General features: G+C 69.3%; 22 protein-coding genes. 12 read left to right on the plus strand and 10 right to left on the minus strand.

Annotated elements, in window-relative coordinates; all coding sequences use genetic code 11:
- Positions 1-4 precede the first annotated feature (4 nt).
- Positions 5-994, minus strand: coding sequence for a LacI family DNA-binding transcriptional regulator (locus tag BLW44_RS13495; protein WP_082724552.1), 990 nt, complete (start codon positions 992-994; stop codon positions 5-7).
- 160 nt (positions 995-1,154) lie between these two features.
- On the opposite strand from BLW44_RS13495, the gene BLW44_RS13500 reads away from it, so the two are divergent.
- The 5 genes from BLW44_RS13500 (at position 1,155) to BLW44_RS13520 (ending at position 6,601) form a co-directional block, all read left to right on the plus strand.
- Positions 1,155-2,072 carry a carbohydrate ABC transporter permease gene (locus BLW44_RS13500; protein WP_060927329.1) on the plus strand — a complete coding sequence of 306 codons (918 nt, stop codon included), beginning with the start codon at positions 1,155-1,157 and terminating at the stop codon, positions 2,070-2,072.
- Positions 2,073-2,118: 46 nt separating this feature from the next.
- A complete protein-coding gene (locus BLW44_RS13505) occupies positions 2,119-2,964 on the plus strand; it encodes a carbohydrate ABC transporter permease (RefSeq protein ID WP_060927350.1) in 846 nt (281 codons plus the stop codon).
- 68 nt (positions 2,965-3,032) lie between these two features.
- The gene (locus BLW44_RS13510; protein WP_060927328.1) at positions 3,033-4,391 is read left to right on the plus strand and encodes an ABC transporter substrate-binding protein; all 1,359 of its coding nucleotides are present in this window, start codon (positions 3,033-3,035) and stop codon (positions 4,389-4,391) included.
- A gap of 64 nt (positions 4,392-4,455) precedes the next feature.
- Positions 4,456-6,198 carry a glycoside hydrolase family 35 protein gene (locus BLW44_RS13515; RefSeq protein ID WP_060927327.1) on the plus strand — a complete coding sequence of 581 codons (1,743 nt, stop codon included), beginning with the start codon at positions 4,456-4,458 and terminating at the stop codon, positions 6,196-6,198.
- 37 nt (positions 6,199-6,235) lie between these two features.
- Positions 6,236-6,601, plus strand: coding sequence for an HNH endonuclease (locus BLW44_RS13520; protein WP_074731834.1), 366 nt, complete (start codon positions 6,236-6,238; stop codon positions 6,599-6,601).
- A 9-nt stretch (positions 6,602-6,610) separates the two neighbouring features.
- On the opposite strand, the gene BLW44_RS13525 is transcribed toward BLW44_RS13520, so the two are convergent.
- Together BLW44_RS13525 and BLW44_RS13530 are read right to left on the minus strand one after the other, a co-directional pair.
- The gene (locus BLW44_RS13525) at positions 6,611-7,135 is read right to left on the minus strand and encodes a hypothetical protein (protein ID WP_060927325.1); all 525 of its coding nucleotides are present in this window, start codon (positions 7,133-7,135) and stop codon (positions 6,611-6,613) included.
- Complete coding sequence (locus BLW44_RS13530) at positions 7,132-7,629, minus strand: metallophosphoesterase family protein (protein ID WP_060927349.1); 498 nt, start codon at positions 7,627-7,629, stop codon at positions 7,132-7,134. The genes BLW44_RS13525 and BLW44_RS13530 overlap by 4 nt, the downstream gene beginning before the upstream one ends.
- Before the next feature lie 149 nt (positions 7,630-7,778).
- Here BLW44_RS13530 and BLW44_RS13535 point away from each other — a divergent pair, with 149 nt between their 5' ends.
- Positions 7,779-9,239 carry an MFS transporter gene (locus BLW44_RS13535; RefSeq protein WP_060927324.1) on the plus strand — a complete coding sequence of 487 codons (1,461 nt, stop codon included), beginning with the start codon at positions 7,779-7,781 and terminating at the stop codon, positions 9,237-9,239.
- A gap of 204 nt (positions 9,240-9,443) precedes the next feature.
- Here the strand turns inward: BLW44_RS13535 and BLW44_RS13540 are convergent, their stop codons facing one another.
- Complete coding sequence (locus BLW44_RS13540) at positions 9,444-10,475, minus strand: S66 family peptidase (protein WP_060927323.1); 1,032 nt, start codon at positions 10,473-10,475, stop codon at positions 9,444-9,446.
- A gap of 89 nt (positions 10,476-10,564) precedes the next feature.
- On the opposite strand from BLW44_RS13540, the gene BLW44_RS13545 reads away from it, so the two are divergent.
- Positions 10,565-10,771, plus strand: a complete 207-nt coding sequence (locus tag BLW44_RS13545) for a hypothetical protein (protein WP_060927348.1) — start codon at positions 10,565-10,567, stop codon at positions 10,769-10,771.
- 75 nt (positions 10,772-10,846) lie between these two features.
- Positions 10,847-12,766: an ABC transporter ATP-binding protein gene (locus BLW44_RS13550; RefSeq protein WP_060927322.1), complete on the plus strand. Its 1,920-nt coding sequence runs from the start codon at positions 10,847-10,849 to the stop codon at positions 12,764-12,766.
- A 57-nt stretch (positions 12,767-12,823) separates the two neighbouring features.
- Here BLW44_RS13550 and BLW44_RS13555 read toward each other — a convergent pair whose 3' ends face one another.
- Together BLW44_RS13555 and BLW44_RS13560 are read right to left on the minus strand one after the other, a co-directional pair.
- Positions 12,824-14,005 carry a DUF4232 domain-containing protein gene (locus tag BLW44_RS13555; RefSeq protein WP_139305286.1) on the minus strand — a complete coding sequence of 394 codons (1,182 nt, stop codon included), beginning with the start codon at positions 14,003-14,005 and terminating at the stop codon, positions 12,824-12,826.
- Between the two features lie 287 nt (positions 14,006-14,292).
- Positions 14,293-16,155, minus strand: coding sequence for a phosphoenolpyruvate carboxykinase (GTP) (locus BLW44_RS13560; protein WP_060927320.1), 1,863 nt, complete (start codon positions 16,153-16,155; stop codon positions 14,293-14,295).
- 109 nt (positions 16,156-16,264) lie between these two features.
- Between BLW44_RS13560 and BLW44_RS13565 the strand changes: the two genes are divergently transcribed.
- Complete coding sequence (locus BLW44_RS13565) at positions 16,265-17,707, plus strand: XRE family transcriptional regulator (protein ID WP_060927319.1); 1,443 nt, start codon at positions 16,265-16,267, stop codon at positions 17,705-17,707.
- A 15-nt stretch (positions 17,708-17,722) separates the two neighbouring features.
- On the opposite strand, the gene BLW44_RS13570 is transcribed toward BLW44_RS13565, so the two are convergent.
- On the minus strand, positions 17,723-18,769 hold the full coding sequence (locus tag BLW44_RS13570) for a winged helix DNA-binding domain-containing protein (RefSeq protein WP_060927318.1): 1,047 nt from the start codon (positions 18,767-18,769) through the stop codon (positions 17,723-17,725).
- Between the two features lie 142 nt (positions 18,770-18,911).
- A complete protein-coding gene (locus tag BLW44_RS13575; RefSeq protein ID WP_060927317.1) occupies positions 18,912-20,360 on the minus strand; it encodes a glyceraldehyde-3-phosphate dehydrogenase in 1,449 nt (482 codons plus the stop codon).
- 208 nt (positions 20,361-20,568) lie between these two features.
- On the opposite strand from BLW44_RS13575, the gene BLW44_RS13580 reads away from it, so the two are divergent.
- Positions 20,569-20,940: a DMT family transporter gene (locus BLW44_RS13580; RefSeq protein ID WP_060927316.1), complete on the plus strand. Its 372-nt coding sequence runs from the start codon at positions 20,569-20,571 to the stop codon at positions 20,938-20,940.
- On the plus strand, positions 20,937-21,260 hold the full coding sequence (locus BLW44_RS13585; RefSeq protein ID WP_060927315.1) for a DMT family transporter: 324 nt from the start codon (positions 20,937-20,939) through the stop codon (positions 21,258-21,260). The genes BLW44_RS13580 and BLW44_RS13585 overlap by 4 nt, the downstream gene beginning before the upstream one ends.
- Positions 21,261-21,342: 82 nt before the next feature.
- Here BLW44_RS13585 and BLW44_RS13590 read toward each other — a convergent pair whose 3' ends face one another.
- Together BLW44_RS13590 and BLW44_RS13595 are read right to left on the minus strand one after the other, a co-directional pair.
- Positions 21,343-22,008 carry an SDR family oxidoreductase gene (locus BLW44_RS13590; protein WP_060927314.1) on the minus strand — a complete coding sequence of 222 codons (666 nt, stop codon included), beginning with the start codon at positions 22,006-22,008 and terminating at the stop codon, positions 21,343-21,345.
- A 25-nt stretch (positions 22,009-22,033) separates the two neighbouring features.
- Positions 22,034-22,612 carry a hypothetical protein gene (locus tag BLW44_RS13595; RefSeq protein ID WP_060927313.1) on the minus strand — a complete coding sequence of 193 codons (579 nt, stop codon included), beginning with the start codon at positions 22,610-22,612 and terminating at the stop codon, positions 22,034-22,036.
- A 65-nt stretch (positions 22,613-22,677) separates the two neighbouring features.
- On the opposite strand from BLW44_RS13595, the gene BLW44_RS13600 reads away from it, so the two are divergent.
- Complete coding sequence (locus BLW44_RS13600; protein WP_060927312.1) at positions 22,678-23,262, plus strand: TetR/AcrR family transcriptional regulator; 585 nt, start codon at positions 22,678-22,680, stop codon at positions 23,260-23,262.
- Positions 23,263-23,279: the final 17 nt, after the last annotated feature.

The raw sequence follows: 23,279 nt of genomic DNA on the forward strand, positions 1-23,279 counted from the left end.
GCCGTCAGCGGGCGTCTCGCGGCGCCGCCGTGCTCTCGCGCACGATGAGCTCGGTGCCCACGAGCGGAGTCTGACCGCGCTCGCCGCCGTCGAGCTCTACCAGCAGCACATCGACCGCCAGGGCTCCGACCCGCTCGGGATGCTGCTGCACCGTGGTCAGCGGCGGCCACAGCTGCGCGGCATCCGGCAGTCCGTCGAACCCGACCACGCTGACGTCCCCGGGGATGTCCTTCCCAGCCTCGCGGAAGGCCCGCACCACCCCGATCGCCATCTGATCGTTGGCGGCGAACACCGCGGTCACGCTGTCGTCCTCGCGGAGGCGGAGACCCGCACGGTATCCGGACTCGGCGGACCAGTCCCCCTGCAGCGGCTCGGGTGCGGCGAGTCCGCGCGACTCGAGCGTCAGCCGCCACGACTCGCGTCGTCGCTCGGCGGAGTACGACTTCGCAGGTCCCGCGACGTGCCAGACCGTCTCGTGTCCGAGGTCGAGCAGATGCTCGGTCGCGAGTCGCGCTCCCTGGGCCTGATCCGTGTCGACGAACGGATGCGCCGCGCCGCGGTTCGAGTCGACCAGCACGACGGGCAATCCGTCGGGGATCTCGACCTCGGCCTCGTCGAGCTGATGCGCCTCGATCACGATGATGATGCCGTCGACCGCATGCTCCTCGAGTCGCCGGAACGCCCCGGCGACGGTGTCGCGGGCGCTCGACTCGACCGGGATGAGCGTGAGGGCGTAGCCCATCTGCGAGGCGCGCACGGCGATCGCGTCGAGCGTGCGCTGGTTGCCGTAGGAGCTGAAGGAGAACATGATGACGCCGATCGCACGGAAGCGCCCGGAGCGCAGTGCTCGCGCCGCGCTGTTCGGCCGGTAGCCGAGACGCTGCATGGCGACCTCGACGCGCTCTCTGGTCGCCGCTCCGACATAGCCCCGCGCGTTCACGACCCGCGAGACGGTCTGCCCGGAGACGCCGGCCTCGCGGGCGACGTCCTCCATCGAGGGGTCACGCCGTCGCTGCGGCGGCTCTGCCGGCTGTTCCGAAGTCACGATCAATCATCCATTCATGTGTTGACGTTGACACACTAGCAGCGCATCGAATATGTTGACGTTGACACACGGCGCCGTGAGCGCTCGATCTCTAAGAAGGTTCTCGTCGATGACGACTCAAGATTCCACCGCCCTGGCGGACCACGGCATCCGCCGGCACGAGAAGCGCGACTGGAGAGGATGGGCCTTCGTCGGCCCGTTCATGGTCGTCTTCGCGCTGGTGTTCCTGACACCGCTCGCCTACGCGCTCTACCTCAGCTTCTTCCAGGAGAAGCTGATCGGCGGCACCGCGTTCGTCGGGTTCGACAACTACGTCCGCGCGCTCACCGACCCGCAGTTCTGGGAGGCGTTCGGCCGCGTCGTGCTCTTCCTCGTCGTCCAGGTGCCGATCATGCTCGCCCTCGCCCTCGCCGCGGCGCTCGCGCTGGACAGCGCCCGGCTGCGCGGAGCATCCTTCTTCCGGATCCTCATCTTCCTGCCGTACGCGGTGCCCGCGGTCGTCGCGGTGCTCATGTGGGGATACATCTACGGCGACCAGTTCGGTCTCACCTCGAACTTCAACGACTTCCTCGGCAGCGACCTCATCACCCCGTTCGCCCGCGAGTGGATCCTCGTCTCGATCGGCAACATCGTGACCTGGCAGTTCGTCGGCTACAACATGCTGATCTTCTACTCCTCGCTGAAGACGATCCCCACCGACATGTACGAGGCGGCGTCGCTCGACGGCGCCGGGGCCTGGCGCACGATCTTCTCGATCAAGATCCCCTCGGTGCGCGGTGCCCTCGTGATCGCCACGATCTTCTCGATCATCGGCAGCTTCCAGCTCTTCAACGAGCCCAACATCCTGCGCCCGCTGGCCCCGAACGTGATCACGACGTACTTCACGCCGAACATGTACGCCTACAACCTGTCGTTCGCAGGTCAGCAGTTCAACTACGCCGCCACGATCGCCATCATCATGGGCGTCATCACCGCGGTGATCGCCTACGTCGTGCAACTGCGCGGCTCGAAGTCGGAGGTGCGCTGACATGGCACTCCCCCTCGCCCGCCCCTCGCAGAAGCGCCACGACCCGATGAATCCGCGCAAGTCCAAGATCCTGCTGATCGTGATGGTCGTGTACGCGCTGTACACGCTCGTGCCGCTGGTCTGGCTGCTGTTCAGCTCGACCAAGACCCAGTCGGGCCTGTTCAGCTCCTTCGGTCTCTGGTTCTCGGACGACTTCGCGTTCATCGACAACCTCGTCGAGACCTTCTCGTACCAGGACGGCATCTTCCTGCGCTGGCTCGGCAACACGCTGCTCTACGTGGTGGTGGGCGCCGGCGGCGCGACACTGCTGGCGACGATGGCCGGCTACGGCCTGGCGAAGTACCGCTTCCCCGGGCGCCGCGCGGTGTTCGCCGTCGTCCTCGGCGCGGTGGCCGTGCCCGGCACCGCGCTCGCCGTGCCGACCTTCCTGCTCTTCAGCGAGCTGGGGCTGACCAATACACCCTGGGCCGTGATCATCCCGTCGCTGATCAGCCCGTTCGGTCTGTACCTGATCTGGGTGTTCGCCTCGGAGTCCGTGCCGACCGAGCTGCTGGAGGCCGCACGCATCGACGGAGCCGGCGAGTTCCGCACGTTCTTCACGATCTCGATGCGGCTGCTCGCCCCCGGCATCGTGACGGTCACCCTGTTCACCGTGGTCGCCACCTGGAACAACTACTTCCTGCCGCTGATCATGCTGTCCGACCCCGACTGGTACCCGCTCACCGTGGGGCTCAACCAGTGGAGCGCGCAGGCGATCGGCGCGGGATCGCAGCCGATCTACAACCTCGTGATCATGGGGTCGCTGCTCACCATCATCCCGATCGTCATCGCCTTCCTGCTGCTGCAGAGGTTCTGGCAGTCAGGTCTCACCGCCGGAAGCGTCAAGCAGTAGTTCCCGGCATCCCCCTCCGCACCGCCCGTCGGTCCGACGCTGGACCGCACCCCCGAAAGGACACAGCAATGAAGCACCTTCCCTCACCCGCCGCACGGCGCACCCTCACGGTGCTCGCGGCCGGAACCGTGGCAGCACTGGCGCTGGCCGGCTGCAGCACCGGAGACACCGGCTCCGGCGGCGGCGCTGCCGGCGACGGATCGTTCGACTCGATCGAGGCCGCTCTGGAGAAGGGCGGCGAGATCACGTACTGGTCCTGGACCCCCTCCGCCGAGGCCCAGGTCGAGGCCTTCGAGAAGGAGTACCCGAACGTGAAGGTGAACGTGGTCAACGCGGGCACCAACAACGAGGAGTACACCAAACTGCAGAACGCCATCAAGGCCGGCTCCGGCGCACCCGACGTCGTGCAGGTCGAGTACTACGCCTTCCCGCAGTTCGCCCTGACCGACGCCTTCGTCGACCTGTCGCAGTACGGCTTCGCCGACTTCGAGGACGACTACACCGCCTCGACATGGAACTCGGTCACCGACGGCGACGCCATCTACGGCCTCCCCCAGGACTCCGGCCCCATGGCGCTGTTCTACAACAAGGCGGTGTTCGACGCCGCCGGGGTCGACGTGCCCACCACCTGGGACGAGTACTACGAGGCCGCGAAGGCGATCCACGCCGCGAACCCCGACGCCTACATCACCAACGACACGGGCGACGCCGGCTTCGCGACCTCGATGATCTGGCAGGCGGGCGGCAAGCCCTTCGAGACCTCCGGCACGGATGTCACGATCGACCTGCAGGACGACGGCTCGAAGAAGTGGACCGAGAACTGGAACCGCCTCGTCGAGGAGGACCTCCTTGCCCCCTACTCCAGCTGGAGCGACGAGTGGTTCCGCGCTCTCGGCGACGGCAGCCTCGCGACCCTCGTCATCGGAGCCTGGATGCCGGGCAACCTGATCTCGGGCGCCCCCGACGGTGCCGGCGACTGGCGCGTCGCGCCGATGCCGACCTACGACGGATCCCCTGCATCCGCCGAGAACGGCGGCGGCGGTCAGGCCGTGACCACGCAGAGCAAGAACCCGGAGCTCGCAGCCGGATTCCTGTGGTGGCTGAACAACTCGGAGGAGAGCATCTCGACCTTCCTCGAGTCCGGCGGCTTCCCGTCGACGACCGCCGAGCTGTCGAGCGAGGAGTTCCTCGCCGACGCCCCCGAGTACTTCGGTGGCCAGAAGATCAACGAGGTGCTCGCTGCGGCGGCCGACGACGTGGTCGAGGGCTGGAACTACCTGCCCTACCAGGTCTACGGCAACAGCATCTTCGGCGACACCGTCGGCCAGTCGTACCAGAACGGCACCGACCTGAACGAGGGCCTGACGACCTGGCAGGACGCCCTGGTCGAATACGGCAACTCGCAGGGCTTCGCCGTCAACAAGTAATCGCACGTCCGGGCCGGACGGGGATCCGCTCCCCGTCCGGCCCTCCCATCGAAAGCACCTCATCGTGACCTCCTTCTCCATCGGCGAGACAGACTTCCTCCGCGCAGGGCTCCCCCACCAGGTGATCTCCGGCGCGATCCACTACTTCCGCGTGCACCCGGACCAGTGGCAGGACCGCATCCGCAAAGCACGCCTGATGGGGCTCAACACGATCGAGACCTACGTCGCCTGGAACGCGCACGAGCCGCGCAGGGGCGAGTGGGATGCGAGCGGGTGGAACGACCTGGGCCGATTCCTCGACCTGATCCAGGCCGAGGGCATGGATGCGATCGTGCGTCCGGGCCCGTACATCTGCGCGGAATGGCACAACGGCGGGCTGCCGAACTGGCTCACCCGTGGTGAGCGCGAACTGCGCTCCTCCGAGCCCACCTACCTCGCCGAGGTGAGCGCCTATCTCCGCCGCGTGTACGAGATCGTCACTCCCCGGCAGATCGACCGCGGCGGCCCGGTCGTCCTCGTGCAGATCGAGAACGAGTACGGCGCCTACGGCTCCGACAAGGCCTACCTCGAGGCGCTCGTCGCACTCACGAGGGAGGCGGGGATCACCGTTCCTCTCACGACCGTCGATCAGCCGACGGACCGGATGCTCGCTGACGGCAGTCTCCCCGAGCTGCACAAGACCGGCTCCTTCGGCTCCCGCAGCGCCGAGCGCCTGGCGACGCTGCGCGCGCACCAGCCGACCGGCCCTCTGATGTGCTCGGAGTTCTGGGACGGCTGGTTCGACTGGTGGGGCGGCGTGCACCACACCACCGATGTCGCTGAGGCGGCCTCGGATCTCGACGAGCTGCTCGCCGCCGGGGCCTCGGTCAACATCTACATGTTCCACGGCGGCACGAACTTCGGCCTCACGAACGGCGCCAACCACAAGGGCCGCTACCTGCCGATCGTCACCTCGTACGACTATGACGCCCCTCTCGACGAGGCGGGTAACCCGACCGAGAAGTTCTTCGCGTTCCGCGACGTGATCGCGAAGTACGCGCCGGTGCCCGAGGAGCTGCCCGCTCCCGCTGTGGCGGCACCCGCGTTCTCGGTGCCGCTCGCGTCTGCGGGCAGTTGGACGGATGCTGCGGCAACGGCCCCTTCCTCGTCGGCACCCGTCACCTTCGACGAGCTGGAGCACCTGAGCGCCCTGGTGCGCTACGACGTCATGCTGCCGGAGGGTCGAGGCGGACTGCTGCGCATCGACCCGGTCAGAGACCACGCGTGGGTGAGCGTCGACGGGCAGCCGGTCGGCACGCTCTCCCGGACCCGCCATGAACGCGCGCTGCGGGTTCCCGACGGACGGACGCTCAGCATCCTCGTCGAGGACCAGGGTCGAGTGAACTACGACCATCGCCTAGGCGAGGAGAAGGGCCTGATCGGCACTCCCTCGCTCGACGGGGTGCGGCTGACGGGCTGGGGCTCGACGCCGCTGGACGTCGCCGAGCTGGCTGCAGAGGTCGGTTCCCGCGTCGCGGATTCGTCCGACGACGTGATCAGCGGCCCGTCCGCGTGGATCGCGGAGTTCGATCTCGACTCCCCCGCCGACCTGTTCCTGGACACATCAGCCTGGAGCAAGGGCTACGCGTTCCTCAACGGATTCTTCCTGGGGCGCTACTGGCGGAACGGCCCGCAGCGCACTCTGTTCGTGCCCGCCCCGGCGACGACGACCGGGGCGAACCGGCTCGTGGTGCTCGAGCTCGAGGAGCTCTTCGTCCCGACCGCCGACTTCGTGTCGGGCGCGGTACTCGGGGACACGGAGGAATAGCGCCCGGCGACAGGCATCCGCCCACTACCGTGAGCTTGTGCCGCGTCGAAGGTTCTCCACACCCACGCCTGCTGCGCGCGCCCGCTACGCGAAGCGGCGTCAGGGGCGGTTGGCGCGGGTGGACAACGACCTCACCGCCGAGCAGTGGGCCTCGCTGCAGGAGGCCTGGGGCGGATGCGCGTACTGCGGAGCGGGTGAGGTCGCACTCCAGCGCGACTGCGTGATGCCGATCTCCCGAGGTGGCCGCTACACGGTCGAGAACGTGGTGCCCGCATGCGGGTCGTGCAATGCGAGCAAGCGCAATGACGAGGTCACGTCATGGCTGCGCCGCAAGCGACTCGACGAGCGCGCCTTCCTCAGTCGGTACGGCGAGATCCTCGTCGCCCTGCGCCAGGCCGAGTGAAGGGTCTCGCTATGGATTCCGACGAGAATCCCAGACGGCTGCGGAGAGACGAGCCGCGTCGGCCCTGGTGATGCTCTGCCAGTTGCGGCCGCCGCGTGCGAACGACTCCTGCACGCCGGGCGGCACCGTGGACGGGTCGACCGGACTGTCGAGCCATCCGCAGTCACGGACGTGCACGAGATCGACATCTCGTGCCTCGTCCGACGCGTCGTAGCGCCAGGGTCCGGCGATCCGCCCCAACCACAGCAGTCCGTCGGCGTCGCGCGTCCAGACGTACGCGCCCTCGGGCACCCCCGCGAACCGCTCGAGTCGGCGCGCCATCCGCTCGCCGTGCGCCGCGTCCACGGCGGCGAGCGCATCCGCGATCGAGTCCGGTACGCCGTCGAGCCTGCCGCCCACCCCGCAGACCCCGATCGCGAGCGCCCGGTCGACGGCCGCTCCGTCGGCCACGCCGTCGTCCCGCGACCGCATCGGGGCGCGGTACACGCCGGGAGCCTCGCCGTCGTCGCCCGCGCGGACCTCTGCCGCGCTCATCCGATCGGCACCAGCGTCGCGTCGATCCGTCCGCCCTCGATCGTGACCGTCATCATCGTGCAGACCGGCTGACGTCGGCGGTCGGTGGGCGAGCCGGGGTTGAGCAGTCGCATGCCGGACGGGGCGATGGTGTCCCACGGGATGTGGGAGTGCCCGAACACGAGCAGGTCAACCCCGGGGAACGCGGCGTCCATCCGCTCCTCGCGCCGTTGCTTGGGCCCGGTCTCGTGCACCACGGCGACCTCGACCTCTTCGACGCTCAGACGGGCGACCTCGGGCAGACGCTCGCGCAGCTCCGGGCCGTCGTTGTTCCCGTAGACGCCGTGCAGCACCCTCGACCGCACCTCCAGCAGGTCCAGGGTCGCGACGTCGATCCAGTCCCCTGCATGCACGACGATGTCGGCGTCATCGATCGCGTGAAGCACGGCATCCGGCAGGCGCCTGGCTCGCGCCGGGACGTGCGTGTCGGCGAGCAGCAACAGCCGTGTCGTCATGGTCTCTCCGATCTCGCAGCGGTCCCGCATCCGCTCCGACTCTACGCACGCGGGGATCCCGGCCATCGTCATACGCACCCAGCAAACGTTCAGGAAGGCGTAGGATCTCCCGGTGCCCTGGTATACCGGGCCCGGATCTAAGGAGCAGTATGAGTACGACCACAGCGCCCGCGAATCCGCGCTCGCGCGTCATCACCGCGAGCCTCGTCGGCACGACGATCGAGTTCTACGACTTCTACGCGTACGCGACAGCCGCCGTGCTCGTGTTCCCTGTGCTGTTCTTCCCCACGGGCAACGACACCACCTCGCTCCTGTCGTCGTTCGCCGTCTTCGGGGCCGCCATGGTGGCACGCCCGATCGGCGCCGTTGTGTTCGGCCACTTCGGTGACAAGTTCGGCCGCAAGGCGACGCTGGTCGCCTCGCTGCTCACCATGGGCATCGCGACGTTCATCATCGGTCTGCTCCCCACCTTCCAGCAGATCGGCTGGTGGGCTGCCCTCCTGCTGCTGATCATGCGACTCGCGCAGGGCTTCGCACTCGGCGGCGAGTGGTCGGGGGCCGCGCTGGTCGCCACCGAGAACGCCCCCGCAGGCAAGCGCGCTTGGTACGGCACGTTCCCGCAGCTGGGCGCTCCGCTCGGCTTCATCATCGCCAACTTCCTCTTCCTCGGCATCAACTGGCTGCTGCCGCATGCAGAGAACCCCGCCCTCAAGTCCGAGGCGTTCCTGTCGTGGGGCTGGCGCATCCCGTTCCTGTTCTCGGCCGTCATGGTCATCATCGGCCTGTGGGTGCGCCTCAAGCTCGTCGAGTCCGACACGTTCAAGAAGGCGGAGAAGAAGGGCGCGATCCGCAAGCTGCCGCTCGCGACAGTGTTCCGCCACCACTGGAAGCAGCTGATCCTCGGCACGTTCATCATGCTGGCGACCTATGTGCTCTTCTACCTGATGACGAACTTCACCCTCGCCTACGGCACGAAGCCCGCGTCGCTCGAGACAGCATCCGCGGCCGCACAGGCGGCTGCCGAGGCGACCGGCAAGGACTTCGACGCCGCGGCCTTCGCAGCCCAGTTCTACCCCGGCCTCGGGTTCGGCTACACCGACTTCGTGCTCATGCAGATCGTCGGCGTCGTGTTCTTCGGTATCTTCACGCTGCTCTCCGGTCCGATCGCCGATGCCATCGGACGTCGCAAGCTGCTGCTCTGGGTGACCGGCCTCATCATCGTGTTCGGCTTCACCTTCAACGCGTTCCTGCTCCCCGCCATGGATCCGAAGTTCACCGGCGCCCTCGCGCAGGCGTTCCTCGTGTTCGGATTCATGCTCATGGGTGCCACGTTCGGCCCCATGGGAGCCCTGCTGCCTGAGCTGTTCCCGACGAACGTCCGCTACACCGGCTCGGCGATCTCGTACAACGTGTCGTCGATCCTCGGCGCGGCCGTCGCTCCGCTCATCGCGCTGTGGCTCTGGGAGCTCGGCGACGGCGCCCCGTGGCTCGTGGGTCTATACCTGTCGGCGATGGGCGTGCTGACGTTCGTCGCGCTGCTGCTGTCGAAGGAGACGAAGGACAACGACTACCACGACGACCTCGGCGTCGCAGCGGCCGTGGAGCTCTGAGCACCGCCTTCTCGCATCCTTCGAATGGCCGTATCCCCGCCCGGGATGCGGCCATTCGCGCGTCACCGGGTGGCATCCCGTGCGCGGGCGCAGGGTCTGGATGCCGGAGCACGTCCGGTGCGGGGTCAATAACGCACCGCTACAGGTGGTTTACGGTGCGAAATCGACCCCGCAGGCGGCGGGAGATGCGAATTCGACCCCGAGTCAGTAGGCGGCGGTGATGGTGCGGGTCGCCCCGTCCAGCACCATCGTGCCGCCGTAGGGCACGATCCACTGCGGGCGCGTGTGACCGAAGGGGACGCCGACGCACACCACGGCATCCGGGTTGTAGCGCGCCACCGTCTCGATCACGGCATCGCGCTGCGCGGCCCGCAGCGCATCCGCCTCAGCCGCCGACGGCAGGAACTCGAAGTCGCTCACCGCCGGACGCGCGACGACGACCCCGGCGACGGCGTCGAGCATCCCCCGCTCCCCCAGGCCCCGCACCCAGCGCGCCACCCAGCTCGCGGACGGACGCTCCTCGCTCGTCTCCAGCAGAAGGATGCCGCCGCGCAGGTCGTACGCCGTCGGCAGCCGGTCGGCGAGGGCGAGCTGGTCGATGACCTCGAGGCAGCCACCCCAGGTCCGCCCCTCGACCCGCACTCGCGGACCAGACCAGGTCCAGTCCTCGGTCGCCACCCTGTCGCCGTACTCCGTGAGCGCACGCGGGTCGGCCCAGCGCCTGCCGACGTCCTCCGACTCCCCGGGTTCGGTGATCTCGACCGTGCCGCCCTCGAGCAGCGCCGCGCGCAGCGAGCGCAGATGCACATCGTCGACAGCGGGCCCTGGTCCCAGGTGCACCGCCGTGGACCCGCCGTAGTACCCGCGGACGCCCAGACCCCAGAGCCAGCTGAGGATGTTGGTGTTGTCGCTGTAACCCAGGAACGGCTTCGGGTCGGCGAGCGGGAGCGCCGCGTCGAGATGCGGCACCACCAGGATCTGGTCATCGCCGCCGATGGTCGCCAGGATCGCGCGGATGCTCGGATCGGCGAACGCCGCGTTGACGTCGGCCGCGCGAGCCTCGGGACTCGCATCGAGCACCCGGGTCGTCGGGTACTCGACGGGGACGAGCCCCGTGAGCTCGCGGAGTCTGCGGAGCGCCTGCTCGTGGAGCTCCGGAGCCACCGCGGGCGCGGCGAAGGCGGGAGACAGGACGGCGACGCGGTCGCCGGGGACGGGTTTCGGTGCAGCCAGCATCCGCCCAGTCTCGCATCTCTGCCGATTCCGCCGTCAACATAAGTTGACATCCAGCGGTGCGTCAACGAGTATTGACGCAGGAGGCCATCATGACCCTGAAGACCGCGATCGCCCAGGATGAGGGCGGCGAACCCCTGTCCGAGCTGCACCGGCTCGCCGCCCTGCGCAGCGAACTCGCGCGCGCCGAGGAGGTCCAGGTGCGCCGGGCCCGCACCCTCGGATACTCCTGGCAGGCCATCGCCAGCTCGCTCGGCGTCACGAAGCAGGCGGTGCACCGCCGCTTCGGCCGCCGCTGAGCCGTACAGCCCATCCACAGAATCGGTCCGCACACGAAGTACGGTCGAAGTACCCCTTTCAGAACGAGGTCCCGCATGTCCAGCACGGCGACGTCACGCCGACGCGGACGGGGCGCGCCGCACGACGGCCCGCGCGCCACCTTCCGCCAGCTCCTCCCCTTCCTGTTCGAGCACAAGCGCACCCTCATCGTGGTCGCGATCCTCAGCGTGCTCGGCGCCGCGACCTCCCTCGCCCAGCCGCTGCTCGTCGGCCGGGTCATCGAGGCCGTGCAGTCCGACGGAGCCCTCGGCGTCCTCGTCTGGGTGCTGGTGGCCCTCGTCGTCGTGTCGTCCGTCATCTCCGGCTATCAGCACTACCTGCTGCAGCGCACCGGGACCGCAGTGGTGTACTCCAGCCGTCGCAAGCTCATCGCCCGCATCCTGCACCTCCCGATCAGCGAGTTCGATGCCCGACGGACCGGCGACCTGGTGTCGCGCGTCGGAACCGACACCACGCTGCTCTACGCCGTGCTGACGCAGGGACTCGCGGATGCCGTCGGCAGCGCCATCCTTTTCCTCGGCGCTCTCGTCGCGATGCTCGTGATCGACCCGGTGCTGCTGCTGCTCATCGTGGTCGTGATCGGCGCCTCGGTCACCGTCGTCACCCTGCTCAGCGGTCGTATCCGCACCGCGTCCACCGCACAGCAGGAGAAGGTCGGCGAACTGGCCTCCGGCGTCGAGCGGGCCGTGGGCTCGATCCGCACGGTCCGCGCCTCCGGGGCGACGGAGCGGGAGACCGAGACGGTGTCGGCCCTCGCCTCGGACGCGTACGGCATCGGCGTCCGGATCGCCAAGATCTCCTCCCTCGTGGTCCCGATCGCAGGCGTGGCCCTGCAGGTCTCGCTCCTCGTCGTCCTGGGTGTCGGCGGGTTCCGCGTCGCAGCGGGTGCGATCACGATCGCCTCGCTGATCACCTTCATCATGTTCCTCTTCATGCTCGTGATGCCGCTCGCGACGACATTCGGAGCGATCACCTCCGTGAATCAGGCGCTGGGTGCTCTCGGGCGCATCCAGGAGGTGCTCGACCTCCCCACCGAGACCCAGGACGACGACGCCGTCGCGGCGTCGATCGACCGCGGGCAGGCCGACCCCGCCGCACCCGCGATCGAGTTCCGCGACGTGCACTTCCGCTACCCCGAGAACGTGGTGGCCGCGCGCCTCGCCGCGACCAGGGAGGCGCAGACCCTGCTCGCCGACGCGCACCTCGACACAACCGTGGACACAGCAGGTGACGCAGGACCCAGCTCCGCTGGCGACCCGACACGGGCGGCGGAGCGCGCGGTCCTGCGCGGCGTCTCGTTCGCCGTTCCGCGCGGCACCCGAGTGGCGCTGGTCGGCCCCAGCGGTGCAGGCAAGAGCACGATCCTCTCCCTCGTCGAGCGTTTCTACGACCCGACGGGCGGGTCGATCCGCCTGTACGGGCACGACGCGCGCACGTATCGGCGCGAGGAGCTGCGTGCGCAGTTCGGCTACGTCGAACAGGATGCGCCCACCCTCGCCGGCACTCTCGCCGACAACCTCCGCCTCGCCTCGCCCGACGCCTCGGATGCCGACTGCGAGCAGGTGCTGCGAGCCGTGAACCTCGGCGACGTGCTCGAGCGCGACCCGCTGGGCCTGGATGCCCCGGTCGGAGAGGACGGCGTCATGCTTTCCGGCGGTGAACGTCAGCGTCTCGCGATCGCGCGGGCCCTGCTCACGGATGCGCCCATCCTCCTGCTCGACGAGTCCACCTCATCCCTCGACGGCGTGAACGAGCAGCGGATGCGCGAGGCCATCGACGCGGTCTCGACCGACCGCACTCTGATCGTGATCGCGCACCGCCTCTCCACCGTCGTCGACAGCGATCTCATCGTGGTGCTCGAGGACGGCGTGGTCGTGGGTCAGGGCACGCATGCGGAGCTCGTGGAGTCGACGCCGCTGTACCGGGACCTCGCCCGCCACCAGCTGCTCGCCTGACTCCAGCTGCTCGCCCGCCGGGCAGCCTGCGCTCGGCCGCACCATCCGGTCGCGCGGTCAGCCTGCGGGCAGCACCTCGGGGTGCCACGCCGTCACGTGCACGGTCGAGCCGGAGATGATGTCCAGCGATACATCCCAGGAGAGCCGCTCCTCGCCGGGCCGCACAGCGATCCAGAGACTGCGCGCCGCGAGCTGCCCGTGCACCGAGTTCGCGTCCCAGCCGATGACCGCCGAGGCGGCCTCCCCCGGTTGCAGGGTGATCGACGAGGGGCCAGGGTCCTCCGCCATGAACGAGCGGCCTGGCTCGACGGCCACGTCGAGCAGATGCCCGTTCTGGTCTCCGTAGGCGACGTCCGGATAGCCTTCGACGACGCAGGCCTCTTCCGACACGTTCACGAGCGACAGTGCCTGTCCGCGGTGCCCAGTGGCGCCATCGGGCGCCGGCGCCAGGATCGTCGTGTTCGCGGACGTGCACGCACCCTCGATGGCGTCCCCCTCGGAGGGCGCGGCGGTGGGCACAGGGTCGCCGGACGCCGACGGGTCCGGCGCCGCGGCCCCGTCCGGGTCTGCCTGCTGCTGCGCTGTCGCCTGCTCGTCGCGCAGCTGAGCCTGGGTCGCCGAGTCGCCGGCGAGCGCGGCGAACGGGAGGGCGATGAGCGCGACGGCCGCGACGACCGCGACGGCGTAGTTAGCCCTGCCTACAGGAGGGCGAGGAGGCACCGCACCCGCAGCCGCATCCGCATCCGCATCTCCATCCGCACCCGACGACCGCGGGACGAGTACGAGCACGAGCGCCGGGATCCACCCCAGGAGCACCGCCCACCACGCGGTGAGCGGGGTGGCTCCCATGGTGCCGATCGCACCGCGGACGCCGAACGTACCGACCCAGGAGAAGAAGTCGCCGAGATCGAGGACGGCGCCGACCGCGAACGCGGTCAGGATCGCGGCGAGCCAACCGGCCGCGAAGACGGCTCGCCGGGTGCCGAGTCCTGTGGCGGAGCCCGCCGCGAACCAGGTGGCGAGCGTGGCGAATCCGCCGACGAGCACGACCGCCATCAGCACCTGCACGATCGCGGCCCACAGCACCGGGCTCCCGAAGACACCGCGCATCATGGGCGAGGGAATGAGCTGGGAGAGCGTCGCCATGCTCCCGCCGAGCGAGTACAGCAGGTGCGGCAGCCAGCCGCAGACGAACCACAGGAGGGCGAGCACGCCCCCGCCGATCAGACCACGCCGCATCTGCACATCCCCCCGGACACCACCGCGGACCCGCGGATCCTTCGACCATATCGTCCCGCCGGAAGACCGGCGACGAGGCGCGAGGGACCGCACGGGACGATGCGGAGCAGGATCGCCGCACGTGCGCGAGGGAGTACGCGAGGGCGGGATGCCGGAGACCACTCAGCCATGGGTACGTCTTCGTCGTCCCGCCCTCGCGGGTCTGTGGGCCAGGGGCCCTGGAGCGCCGGCTCCCCCGAACCGGCGCCCGGTCTGTCAGGCCTGATCAGCGTCAGGCCTTGTCTTTCTCAGGCATTGTCGAGCCGGTAGCGCAGGGAGGCGAGCTCCGCTCGCAGCGCCGCCGGAACCTTGTCGCCGAAGGTGTCGTAGAACTCCTCGGTGAGGTCGGCCTCGGTCTTCCAGGCCTCAGCGTCGACCGAGAACAGCTCCTCGAGGTCGGCCTCGGGCACATCGATGCCGTCGAGGTTGAGGTCGGCCACGTGCGGCAGGCGCCCGATGGGACTCTCGACGGTGGACACCTCGCCGGAGATGCGGCGGATGATCCAGTCGACGACGCGGGAGTTGTCACCGAACCCGGGCCACAGGAACCGGCCGTCGGCGCCGCGGCGGAACCAGTTCACCTGGAAGATGCGCGGAGCACGGTCGAACCGCAGGGTGCGACCGACCTTGAGCCAGTGTCCGAAGTAGTCCGCCATGTTGTAGCCGCAGAACGGGAGCATCGCGAACGGGTCGCGACGCAGCTCGCCGACGGTGCCCTCGGCCGCAGCCGTGCGCTCGGACGAGATGTTCGAGCCGAGGAAGACGCCGTGCGTCCAGTCGGTCGCCTCGACGACGAGCGGGACGTTGGTCGCACGACGACCGCCGAAGAGGATGACGTCGAGCGGCACCGCCTCCTCCCAGTCCTCGGCGATCTGCGGGCACTGGGCGGCCGACACGGTGAAGCGGGAGTTGGGGTGCGCGGCCGGCCGATCCGAATCCGGCGTCCAGTCGTTGCCCTCCCAGTCGGTGAGGCGAGCGGGCGCCTGATCGGTCAACCCCTCCCACCACACGTCGCCGTCCGGGCGCAGTGCCACGTTGGTGAAGATGGTGTTGCCCCAGAGGGTCTCGACGGCCGTCACGTTCGTCGACTCGCCGGTGCCGGGCGCGACGCCGAAGAAGCCGGCCTCGGGGTTGATCGCCCAGAGGCGGCCGTCCTCGCCGGGACGGATCCACGCGATGTCGTCACCGAGCGTCTCGACGCGCCAGCCAGGGATCGTGGGCCGCAGCATGGCGAGGTTCGTCTTGCCGCACGCCGACGGGAAGGCTGCGGCCACGTGGTAGGCCTTGCCTGCGGGGTCGATCACACGGATCAGGAGCATGTGCTCGGCGAGCCAGCCCTCGTCGCGGGCGATGACGGAGGCGATGCGCAGCGCGAAGCACTTCTTGGCGAGGATCGCATTCCCGCCGTATCCGGAGCCGTACGAGTACACCTCGAGCGTCTCGGGGAAGTGGACGATGTATTTGTCGTCGTTGCACGGCCACTCGACGTCGGGCTCGCCCGCGGCCAGGGGCGCACCGACCGAATGGACGGTCTTGACCCACGGTGCACCGTCGGCGATCTGGCGGGTGACCGCATCGCCGACCCTGGTCATGATGCCGATGGATGCCACCGCGTAGGCACTGTCGGTGACCTGGACGCCGATGTGCGAGAGGGGGCCGCCGACCGGGCCCATCGAGAACGGCACGACGAACATCGTGCGTCCGCGCATAGAGCCCTCGAAGATCTCGGTCATCTTCGCGAGCATCTCGGAGGGCGGAGCCCAGTTGTTGGTCGGGCCCGCATCCTCTTCGTTCTCGGACGAGATGTACGTGCGCCCCTCGGTGCGGGCGACGTCGCTGGGGTGCGAGCGGGCGAGGTACGACCCGGGACGCCACTCGGGGTTCAGCTTGATGAGCTTGCCCTCGTCGACGAGGCCGCGCAGCAGCCAGTCGTTCTCGGCGCGCGAGCCGTCGACCCAGTGGATCGACGCGGGCTGCGTGAGAGCGGCGATCTCCTCGACCCACGCTGCCAGCTCCGCCATGGCGGGGGTGTCATACGTCGGAGCCGTCCCGAACGTGCGCACGGATGCGACGGATGCTGCTCGGGGGGTGAAGACTTCGGCGATCGCCATGGCTGCTCCTTTGAAGTGGGGGGCGTTACCTCCATCTTCTTCCGGTTGTGGACGCACTTTCCGTCATTCTGGTCGATAAGAATTGGAGTTCTTTCGCTAGGATCAAGGAATGGTCACCTCAGGCATCCACCTCGCCACCCTCGGGCACCGGATCAGGCACCACCGCCTCGAGAAGGGCTTCACCCTCGACGAGCTCGGCGCGCTCGTCGGCGTGGCAGGGTCGCAGCTGAGCTTGATCGAGAACGGCAAGCGCGAGCCGAAACTGTCGCTGCTGCAGGCGATCGCCCACGCCACCGGCACGGAGGTGACCGACCTCATCTCCGGCGAGCCGCCGAACCGGCGTGCCGCTCTCGAGATCGAACTGGAACGCGCGCAGCAGAGCCCCGTGTTCCGCCAGCTCGGGATCGCCCCCGTGCGGGTCACGAAGAGCATGAGTGACGAGACGATCGAGTCACTGCTCGGCCTGCACCGCGAGCTCCAGCGTCGCGAGCGCGAGGCGATCGCCACGCCCGAGGAAGCCAGACGGGCGAACACCGAACTGCGCCTGCGGATGCGCGCGCAGCACAACTACCTCGGAGACATCGAGAAGCTCGCCGAGAAGCAGCTCCGCTCGGCCGGGCACGTGCAGGGCGCGCTGACCCACCGCACCGTGAGCATCATGGCCGAGAAACTCGGTTTCGAGCTGATCTACGTCAACGACCTGCCGCACTCCACGCGCTCGGTCACCGACCTCGAGAACGGCCGTATCTACCTGCCTCCCGCGTCCATCCCCGGCGGGCACGGCCTGCGGTCGATGGCCCTGCAGGCGATGGCGCACCGGCTGCTCGGACACACCCCGCCGACCGACTACGCCGACTTCCTTCAGCAGCGACTGGAGATCAACTACTTCGCCGCGTCATGCCTGATGCCCGAGACGGCGTCGGTCGCCTTCCTGCAGCAGGCGAAGAAGGATCGCAACCTCGCCGTCGAGGACTTCCGCGACGCGTTCGGCGTGACGCACGAGGCCGCGGGGATGCGCATGACGAACCTGCTCACGCAGCACCTCGGGATGTCGCTGCACTTCCTCCGGGTTGATGCCACCGGGGCGATCACACGGGTCTACGAGAACGACGACCTGCCGCTGCCGATGGATGTCACTGGAGCCGTGGAGGGGCAGCGGGTCTGCCGCAAGTTCCAGGCGCGAGCCGCCTTCACGCAGCAGAACCGCACCAATGAGCACCACCAATACACCGACACCCCGTCCGGAACCTTCTGGTGCTCGACGCAGACCGGCGCATCCACCGACGGCGAGTTCTCGATCACGGTGGGCGTCCCGTTCGACGACGCACGCTGGTGGCGCGGACGCGAGACGGCAGACCGGGCCGTGTCGACCTGCCCCGACGAGGCGTGCTGCCGCCGGCCGTCCGCAGACCTCACCGAGCGCTGGAACGGCAAGGCCTGGCCGAGCGCCCGTGTGCACACGCACATGTTCTCGCCGCTCCCCCGCGGCGCGTTCCCGGGCGTCGACGACAACGAGGTCTACAACTTCCTCGGACGTCACGCCAGCGAGTGAGTCGGCCTGCGGGCCTCACGCTCCGATGAAGCCCCCGAACCGGGCCAGTGCTGCGCGCACCGCGTCGTCATCGGCAGCCTGCTCGAACAACTCCGCCGGGGCGCCGAGCGAGGCGCTCGCGTGCGTCCAGCATCCGATCACCCGGCCGTGTGCGACGATCGTCGCGCGCACCATGCCGTTCTTGCCCGGGCCGACGAGCGCGAGATGCTCTGGCGCGCAGACCGTCGTGCGATCGGCGTAGGAGATGTAGTACTCGTCGAAGGCGCCCAGCGCGAGCACCGAGGGCGACCTCGTCGACCGCCGGGGACGCGATGCCGCGACGAACATCCCCTCATCGACCTCGACGACCCTGTCGATGGCGCGATCTCTCGCCTCGCGGGACTGCCCGAGCGTGAGGCCGGACCACCAGGCGAAGTCCGCGACCCCCGCCGGCCCGTGACCGTCGATATAGCGGACGAAGAGCTCGGCCAGCGGATCACTCGGCTCGGCGTGCTCGCGGATGTGCTGCTCGACGAGGACGAAGCGCTGCTCGCGTGCGATCCCCTGCTTCGCCACCACCGGCCCCTGACAGATCAGACCGTCGAGCGTGAGCTCGCTCAGCAGATGGATGCCGCGCTGACCGCCGGGCTCGATGCCGATCCCGGCGAACACGTCGAACAGCTCGGCGCGGGTCAGCCCACCGTCGCGCAGCCGGGGCTCCACCGCGCGCACCGCAGCGGCGACCATAGGCGCGTCGATGCCCAGGTCGCGGCGTCTGCCAGCCGCCTGCTGCCGTTGGCGCTCTGCCGTGACCGACATCACCCAGCGCAGGTCTCGCGCGGGGATGACGTGCAGTGTTCCGCGCATGGTCCACGACCGCACCAGCTCGCCTCGCCCGAAGGCGCGGTCGACGACCTGCATGGTCGGCTCGCCCCGAGTCCGGGCGGCCAGCGCCCACCTACCCGCGGTGAAGTCCTGGCTCTGCACCGCGAGCATGTGGGCCGCCGCCTCCGTCACCGAGCGTGCGGGAGCGCTGAGCCGGTGCGAACGCAGACGCTCCGACAGCAGGGTCTCGGTCTTCATGCCCTCATCATGCCGGGTACGACCGACACGCGCCGGACGATCCGGACGGACCAGCGGACGCGCAGGCGCGTCGGGCCAGGACACGCCGCCCCGCACGCTGTTCGTCTGCGTTCTCCGACCGCCGGACGGTCGCGCCGCCCCCTCAGGCGTGCAGCGTCACCTCACGACGCTCGGGCAGCACGACCGGATGCGAGCCCGCCATGACCTCGAGCACGCGGATGACCTGGCAGGAGTAGCCGTACTCGTTGTCGTACCAGACGTAGAGCACGACATCACGGTCGTTCGCGATGGTCGCGAGGCCGTCGACGATCCCGGCACGGTGGGATCCGACGAAGTCCGTCGACACGACCTCCGGACTCTCGACGTAGTCGATCTGCTGACGGAGTTTGGAGTGCAGCGAGACGCGGCGCAGGTAGTCGTTCAGCTCGTCCCGCACCGCGGGGCGCTCGAGGCTCAGGTGCAGCACGGCCAGCGACACGTCGGGCGTGGGCACCCGGATCGCGGATCCCGTCAGCTTGCCCTCGAGCTCCGGAAGCGCCCTGGCGACGGCCTTCGCGGCGCCGGTCTCGGTGATCACCATGTTCAGCACCGCCGAGCGCCCTCGCCGGTCGCCGCTGTGGAAGTTGTCGATCAGGTTCTGATCGTTCGTGAACGAGTGGACGGTCTCGACGTGGCCGCGCACGATCCCGTAGGCCTCGTCCACCGCCTTCAGGACCGGCGTGATCGCATTGGTGGTGCACGAGGCGGCCGTGATGATGCGGTCCTCGGGCGTGATCGCACGGTCGTTGATGCCGTGCACGATGTTCTTCAGCGCGCCCTTGCCCGGCGCCGTGAGCAGCACCCTGGCGACGCCGGTGGCTTCGAGGTGACGACGGAGACCCGCCTCGTCGCGCCAGCGGCCGGTGTTGTCGACGACGATCGCGTCCGCGATCCCGTACGCGGTGTAGTCGATGGTGGAGGGGTCGTCGGAGTAGATCACCTGGATCCGGGTGCCGTTGGCGATGATCTGCTCCGCCTCCTCATCGACCGTGACGGAGCCGGCGAAACGCCCGTGCACCGAGTCGCGCAGCAGGAGAGAGGCGCGCTTGACGAGGTCGTTGTCCGACCCGCGCCGCACGACGATGGCACGCAGACGCAGACCGCTGCCGCCCCCGTTGTGCGCGATCAGGATGCGAGCGAGCAGACGCCCGATGCGCCCGAACCCGTACAGGACGACGTCGGTGGGGGTCGCCGCGACCGCCCCGACCGCCGGAGCGAGCACGTCGGCGAGGTAGGCGTCGAGCGGCTCGTCGCTGTCGGCGTGCCCCTCGACGAGACGGGCGAGGTCGAGCGAGGACGCACCGGGGGCGAGCGCGTGCACGGCTTCGAGGACCGCGAGCGTCTCGTCGACGGCGAGCTGTCCGTGTCCGAGCTGCGCGACCCTGTCGTGGAGTTCGACGATGCCGGTCGCGGAGAGCCCCAGGAGCCGGTGGCCATGGAGCGAGGTGACCACGTCACGTTCGCGCTTGAGCGCGCCGATGAGCGGGATCATCCGCTCTGCCAGCTCTTCTCTCGCCGTCCAGTCGTCGTGGGGTGCGGCGGTTACGTTCATCTGCGTCCTTGCATGTGTGAGCGCGCCGAGGTCGCCGGCGCGCGAGATTGCCGGGTGAGCTTCGGGGGATGCCTCCAGGGTACGCGTCCGCCGCGGGAGGTCGGAAATCGGCATCCCGACGTCCTCCGTCGACTCATCGGGCCGTGATGGAACAGTCCGAAGACCGGATGCGTTGCCCTCCGACGCAGGCTCCACCGAAAGGGAACCGATGACAGAGACGACCGTCCGATCCGCCTGGCCTCCGCTGCTGATCGCGATCGCGCTGGAGGTCACGGCGACGCTGTCGCTGCGAGCCGCCGAGGGGTTCGCCCACCCCTTCTGGCTGATCCCAGTGGTGGTCGGCTACTCCGGCTCGCTGTGGCTCCTGTCCGTCGTGCTCGATCGCGGGATGCCGGTGGGCGTCGCCTACGGAATCTGGTCGGCCATCGGCGTCGTGCTCACCGCCGTGATGGGGACGGTGCTCTTCGGCGAGTTCCTCGGCACCGTCCAGATCATCGGCATCGGGGCGATCGTGGTGGGCGTCCTGCTGGTCGAGCTCGGGTCGCATCCCCGCGAACGCTCCCCCGAGGCCGCGGCATGACCTGGGTGCTGCTCGCCCTGGCGATCGCGAGCGAGGTCACCGCGACCCTGAGCCTGCGGGCCTCGGAAGGACTGCGCCGCCGACGCTGGATCCCCGTCATCGTGATCGGGTACCTCGCCGCCTTCACACTGCTCGGCACCATCCTCGCCCTGGGGATGCCGGTGGGCGTCGCCTACGGAGTGTGGGCCGCAGCCGGTGTGGCGATCACCGCGGTACTCGGACGCGTGATCTTCAAGGACCACTTCTCCGTGCTGATGGCCATCGGCGTCGCGCTCATCGCCCTCGGCGTCGCTCTGATCGAATTCGGCGGGGCGCACTGAGGCTGCGCTCCCCCAGGACTGCGCTCCCCTCAGAACTGCGCTCCGCCTCAAAACTGCGCATCCCCTCAGCACTGCGCATCCCTTAGAACTGCGCGGAGAACGCCCCGTCGGTCTTGAGCAGCTGTCCGGAGATCCAACGTCCTTCGTCCGAGACCAGGAACTCGACCGCGGCCGCGACGTCGGCGGGCGTGCCGAGTCGGCCGAGCGGTGTCGCGGCGGCGAGCGCCTGTCGGGTCTCGTCGTCCATCCATCCGGTGTCGATCGGACCCGGGTTGAGCACGTTCGCGGAGATCCGACGTGGACCGAGTTCACGCGCCGCCGAGATGACGATCCGATCCAGGGCGCCCTTCGAAGCGCCGTAGGGGAGGTTGCCGGTGACGTGGTCGCTCGTGAGCGCGACGACCGCGCCGCCGTCAGGCCCGGCCTGCCGGGCGAAGGCCGCGATCAGCAGCAGGCTCGCTCGCGCGTTCACGGCCACGTGTCGGTCGAAGCTGGCCGCGGTGGTGTCGAGGACGCCCGACTCGACGTCATGCGCATGACTGAGGATCAGCGCGGAGATCGTGCCGTGGCGGCGGTTGGTCTCGGCGACGAGCGCGTCCGGGCCGTCGTGCGTCGACAGGTCGGCATGGATGTCGGCGTCGGCGAGATCGCTCGTGACGACTGTCCATCCCGCGGCCCGGAGCCGTGGGACGATTCCTGCCGCGATGCTGTCGGCGCGCGCGGCGCCGGTGATCAGTGCGAGGGGCATGCCGCCACGCTACCCGAGCAGCGCGTCACCATCCCAGGCACATCACGCCGACCCCAGCCGCCATCGCCCAGGACTCGACCCTGAGCACTCGGGCGGCCCTCCGCCGATGCGCGGGGGCGAGATCCCACTCGGAGACGATCGTCCACAGGACGACGGTGACCACACCGATGATCGCCAGCACGGACAGGACGCCCGAGAAGCCGTGGGAGCCGTGCCCACCGTGCGCAGCCGACCCCGCAGCCGACGCCGCAGCCGACCTCGCAGCTGTCCCCGCAGCTGTCCCACCGCCCGACGTGGCGCCCTCGAATGCGCAGATCGCCATGACCAGCGACGCGAGCGCTCGATGACAGCAGGCGGCTGCCGCGGGAGTGCCGCGCACCCCGACCGTGCCCAGCATCGCCGATAGCAGGAGCACGAGACCGAGCGCCAGCGCGGTGACGGCGCCGCGCTCGACGACCGCGAGGGCGACCATGGCCCCTGCCATGACGAGCGCCGACTGCCGCCCCTGCCAGGGCACGTCGCGCCACGCGGCCAGGCAGGCCGCCGCTGACACGACGGCGGCGAGCGCCATCAGCCACGATGCTGCGGGGAGGACCTGATCCACCCTCGGATTATATTGATCAACCGCTCAAAATAGCCAGAGCCATGTGAATACGTCAGGATGGACCCGTGCCCCGTGTCGTCGATCACGATGAGCGCCGCCGGCAGATCGCCGAGGCGCTGCTCGTCGTCGCCGCTCGCGATGGGCATGAGAACGTGTCGTCCCGCGCCGTCGCCAAGGAGCTGGGCGTCGCGACCGGATCACTCTGGCACTACTTCGACGGCTTCGATGACGTGATCCGCGCCGCGGCCGCCGAGGTCACCCGTCGCACCGACCAGCGGATCGCCGAGGCGACCGCAGGACTCCGGGGCCTCGCCCTGCTCGACGCCCTCATGCGCGAGGTGCTTCCGGTCGACGAGCGCACCCGCACGGAGGCCCACGTGGTGGTCGGCTTCTGGGGGCGGCTCGCCACCCTCGCCCCGACAGCGGATGCCGGGGCGCCGACGCTCGCGACGTGGCAGGACAGCATCCGCGCAGCCCTCGCTCAGGCGATCGACGACGGCGAGCTGGCACCGGCGACGCCCACCGCCGCCGTGATGGCCCTGCTGCGTTCGATCACCTACGGCCAGCAGGTCGTCGAGGTCACCGAGCCCCAGGATGCCGACGCGCACCTCGCGGTGCTCGACAGCATCCTCGCGCCCTGGCGCATCTGACCCTCTCTCGACGCCGA

The organism is Microbacterium hydrocarbonoxydans, from assembly GCF_900105205.1.
Lineage (GTDB): Bacteria > Actinomycetota > Actinomycetes > Actinomycetales > Microbacteriaceae > Microbacterium > Microbacterium hydrocarbonoxydans.

Bases quoted from the DNA above. Each gene is read 5' to 3' on its own strand.
- BLW44_RS13525 (WP_060927325.1), bottom strand. From the start codon at position 7,135: ATGAGCGCGGCAGAGGTCCGCGCGGGCGACGACGGCGAGGCTCCCGGC.
- BLW44_RS13540 (WP_060927323.1), bottom strand. From the start codon at position 10,475: ATGCTGGCTGCACCGAAACCCGTCCCCGGCGACCGCGTCGCCGTCCTG.
- BLW44_RS13550 (WP_060927322.1), top strand. From the start codon at position 10,847: ATGTCCAGCACGGCGACGTCACGCCGACGCGGACGGGGCGCGCCGCAC.
- BLW44_RS13555 (WP_139305286.1), bottom strand. From the start codon at position 14,005: ATGCGGCGTGGTCTGATCGGCGGGGGCGTGCTCGCCCTCCTGTGGTTC.
- BLW44_RS13570 (WP_060927318.1), bottom strand. From the start codon at position 18,769: ATGAAGACCGAGACCCTGCTGTCGGAGCGTCTGCGTTCGCACCGGCTC.
- BLW44_RS13505 (WP_060927350.1), top strand. From the start codon at position 2,119: ATGAATCCGCGCAAGTCCAAGATCCTGCTGATCGTGATGGTCGTGTAC.
- BLW44_RS13510 (WP_060927328.1), top strand. From the start codon at position 3,033: ATGAAGCACCTTCCCTCACCCGCCGCACGGCGCACCCTCACGGTGCTC.
- BLW44_RS13585 (WP_060927315.1), top strand. From the start codon at position 20,937: ATGACCTGGGTGCTGCTCGCCCTGGCGATCGCGAGCGAGGTCACCGCG.
- BLW44_RS13495 (WP_082724552.1), bottom strand. From the start codon at position 994: ATGGAGGACGTCGCCCGCGAGGCCGGCGTCTCCGGGCAGACCGTCTCG.
- BLW44_RS13530 (WP_060927349.1), bottom strand. From the start codon at position 7,629: ATGACGACACGGCTGTTGCTGCTCGCCGACACGCACGTCCCGGCGCGA.
- BLW44_RS13575 (WP_060927317.1), bottom strand. From the start codon at position 20,360: ATGAACGTAACCGCCGCACCCCACGACGACTGGACGGCGAGAGAAGAG.
- BLW44_RS13535 (WP_060927324.1), top strand. From the start codon at position 7,779: ATGAGTACGACCACAGCGCCCGCGAATCCGCGCTCGCGCGTCATCACC.
- BLW44_RS13590 (WP_060927314.1), bottom strand. From the start codon at position 22,008: ATGCCCCTCGCACTGATCACCGGCGCCGCGCGCGCCGACAGCATCGCG.
- BLW44_RS13580 (WP_060927316.1), top strand. From the start codon at position 20,569: ATGACAGAGACGACCGTCCGATCCGCCTGGCCTCCGCTGCTGATCGCG.
- BLW44_RS13545 (WP_060927348.1), top strand. From the start codon at position 10,565: ATGACCCTGAAGACCGCGATCGCCCAGGATGAGGGCGGCGAACCCCTG.
- BLW44_RS13560 (WP_060927320.1), bottom strand. From the start codon at position 16,155: ATGGCGATCGCCGAAGTCTTCACCCCCCGAGCAGCATCCGTCGCATCC.
- BLW44_RS13500 (WP_060927329.1), top strand. From the start codon at position 1,155: ATGACGACTCAAGATTCCACCGCCCTGGCGGACCACGGCATCCGCCGG.
- BLW44_RS13565 (WP_060927319.1), top strand. From the start codon at position 16,265: ATGGTCACCTCAGGCATCCACCTCGCCACCCTCGGGCACCGGATCAGG.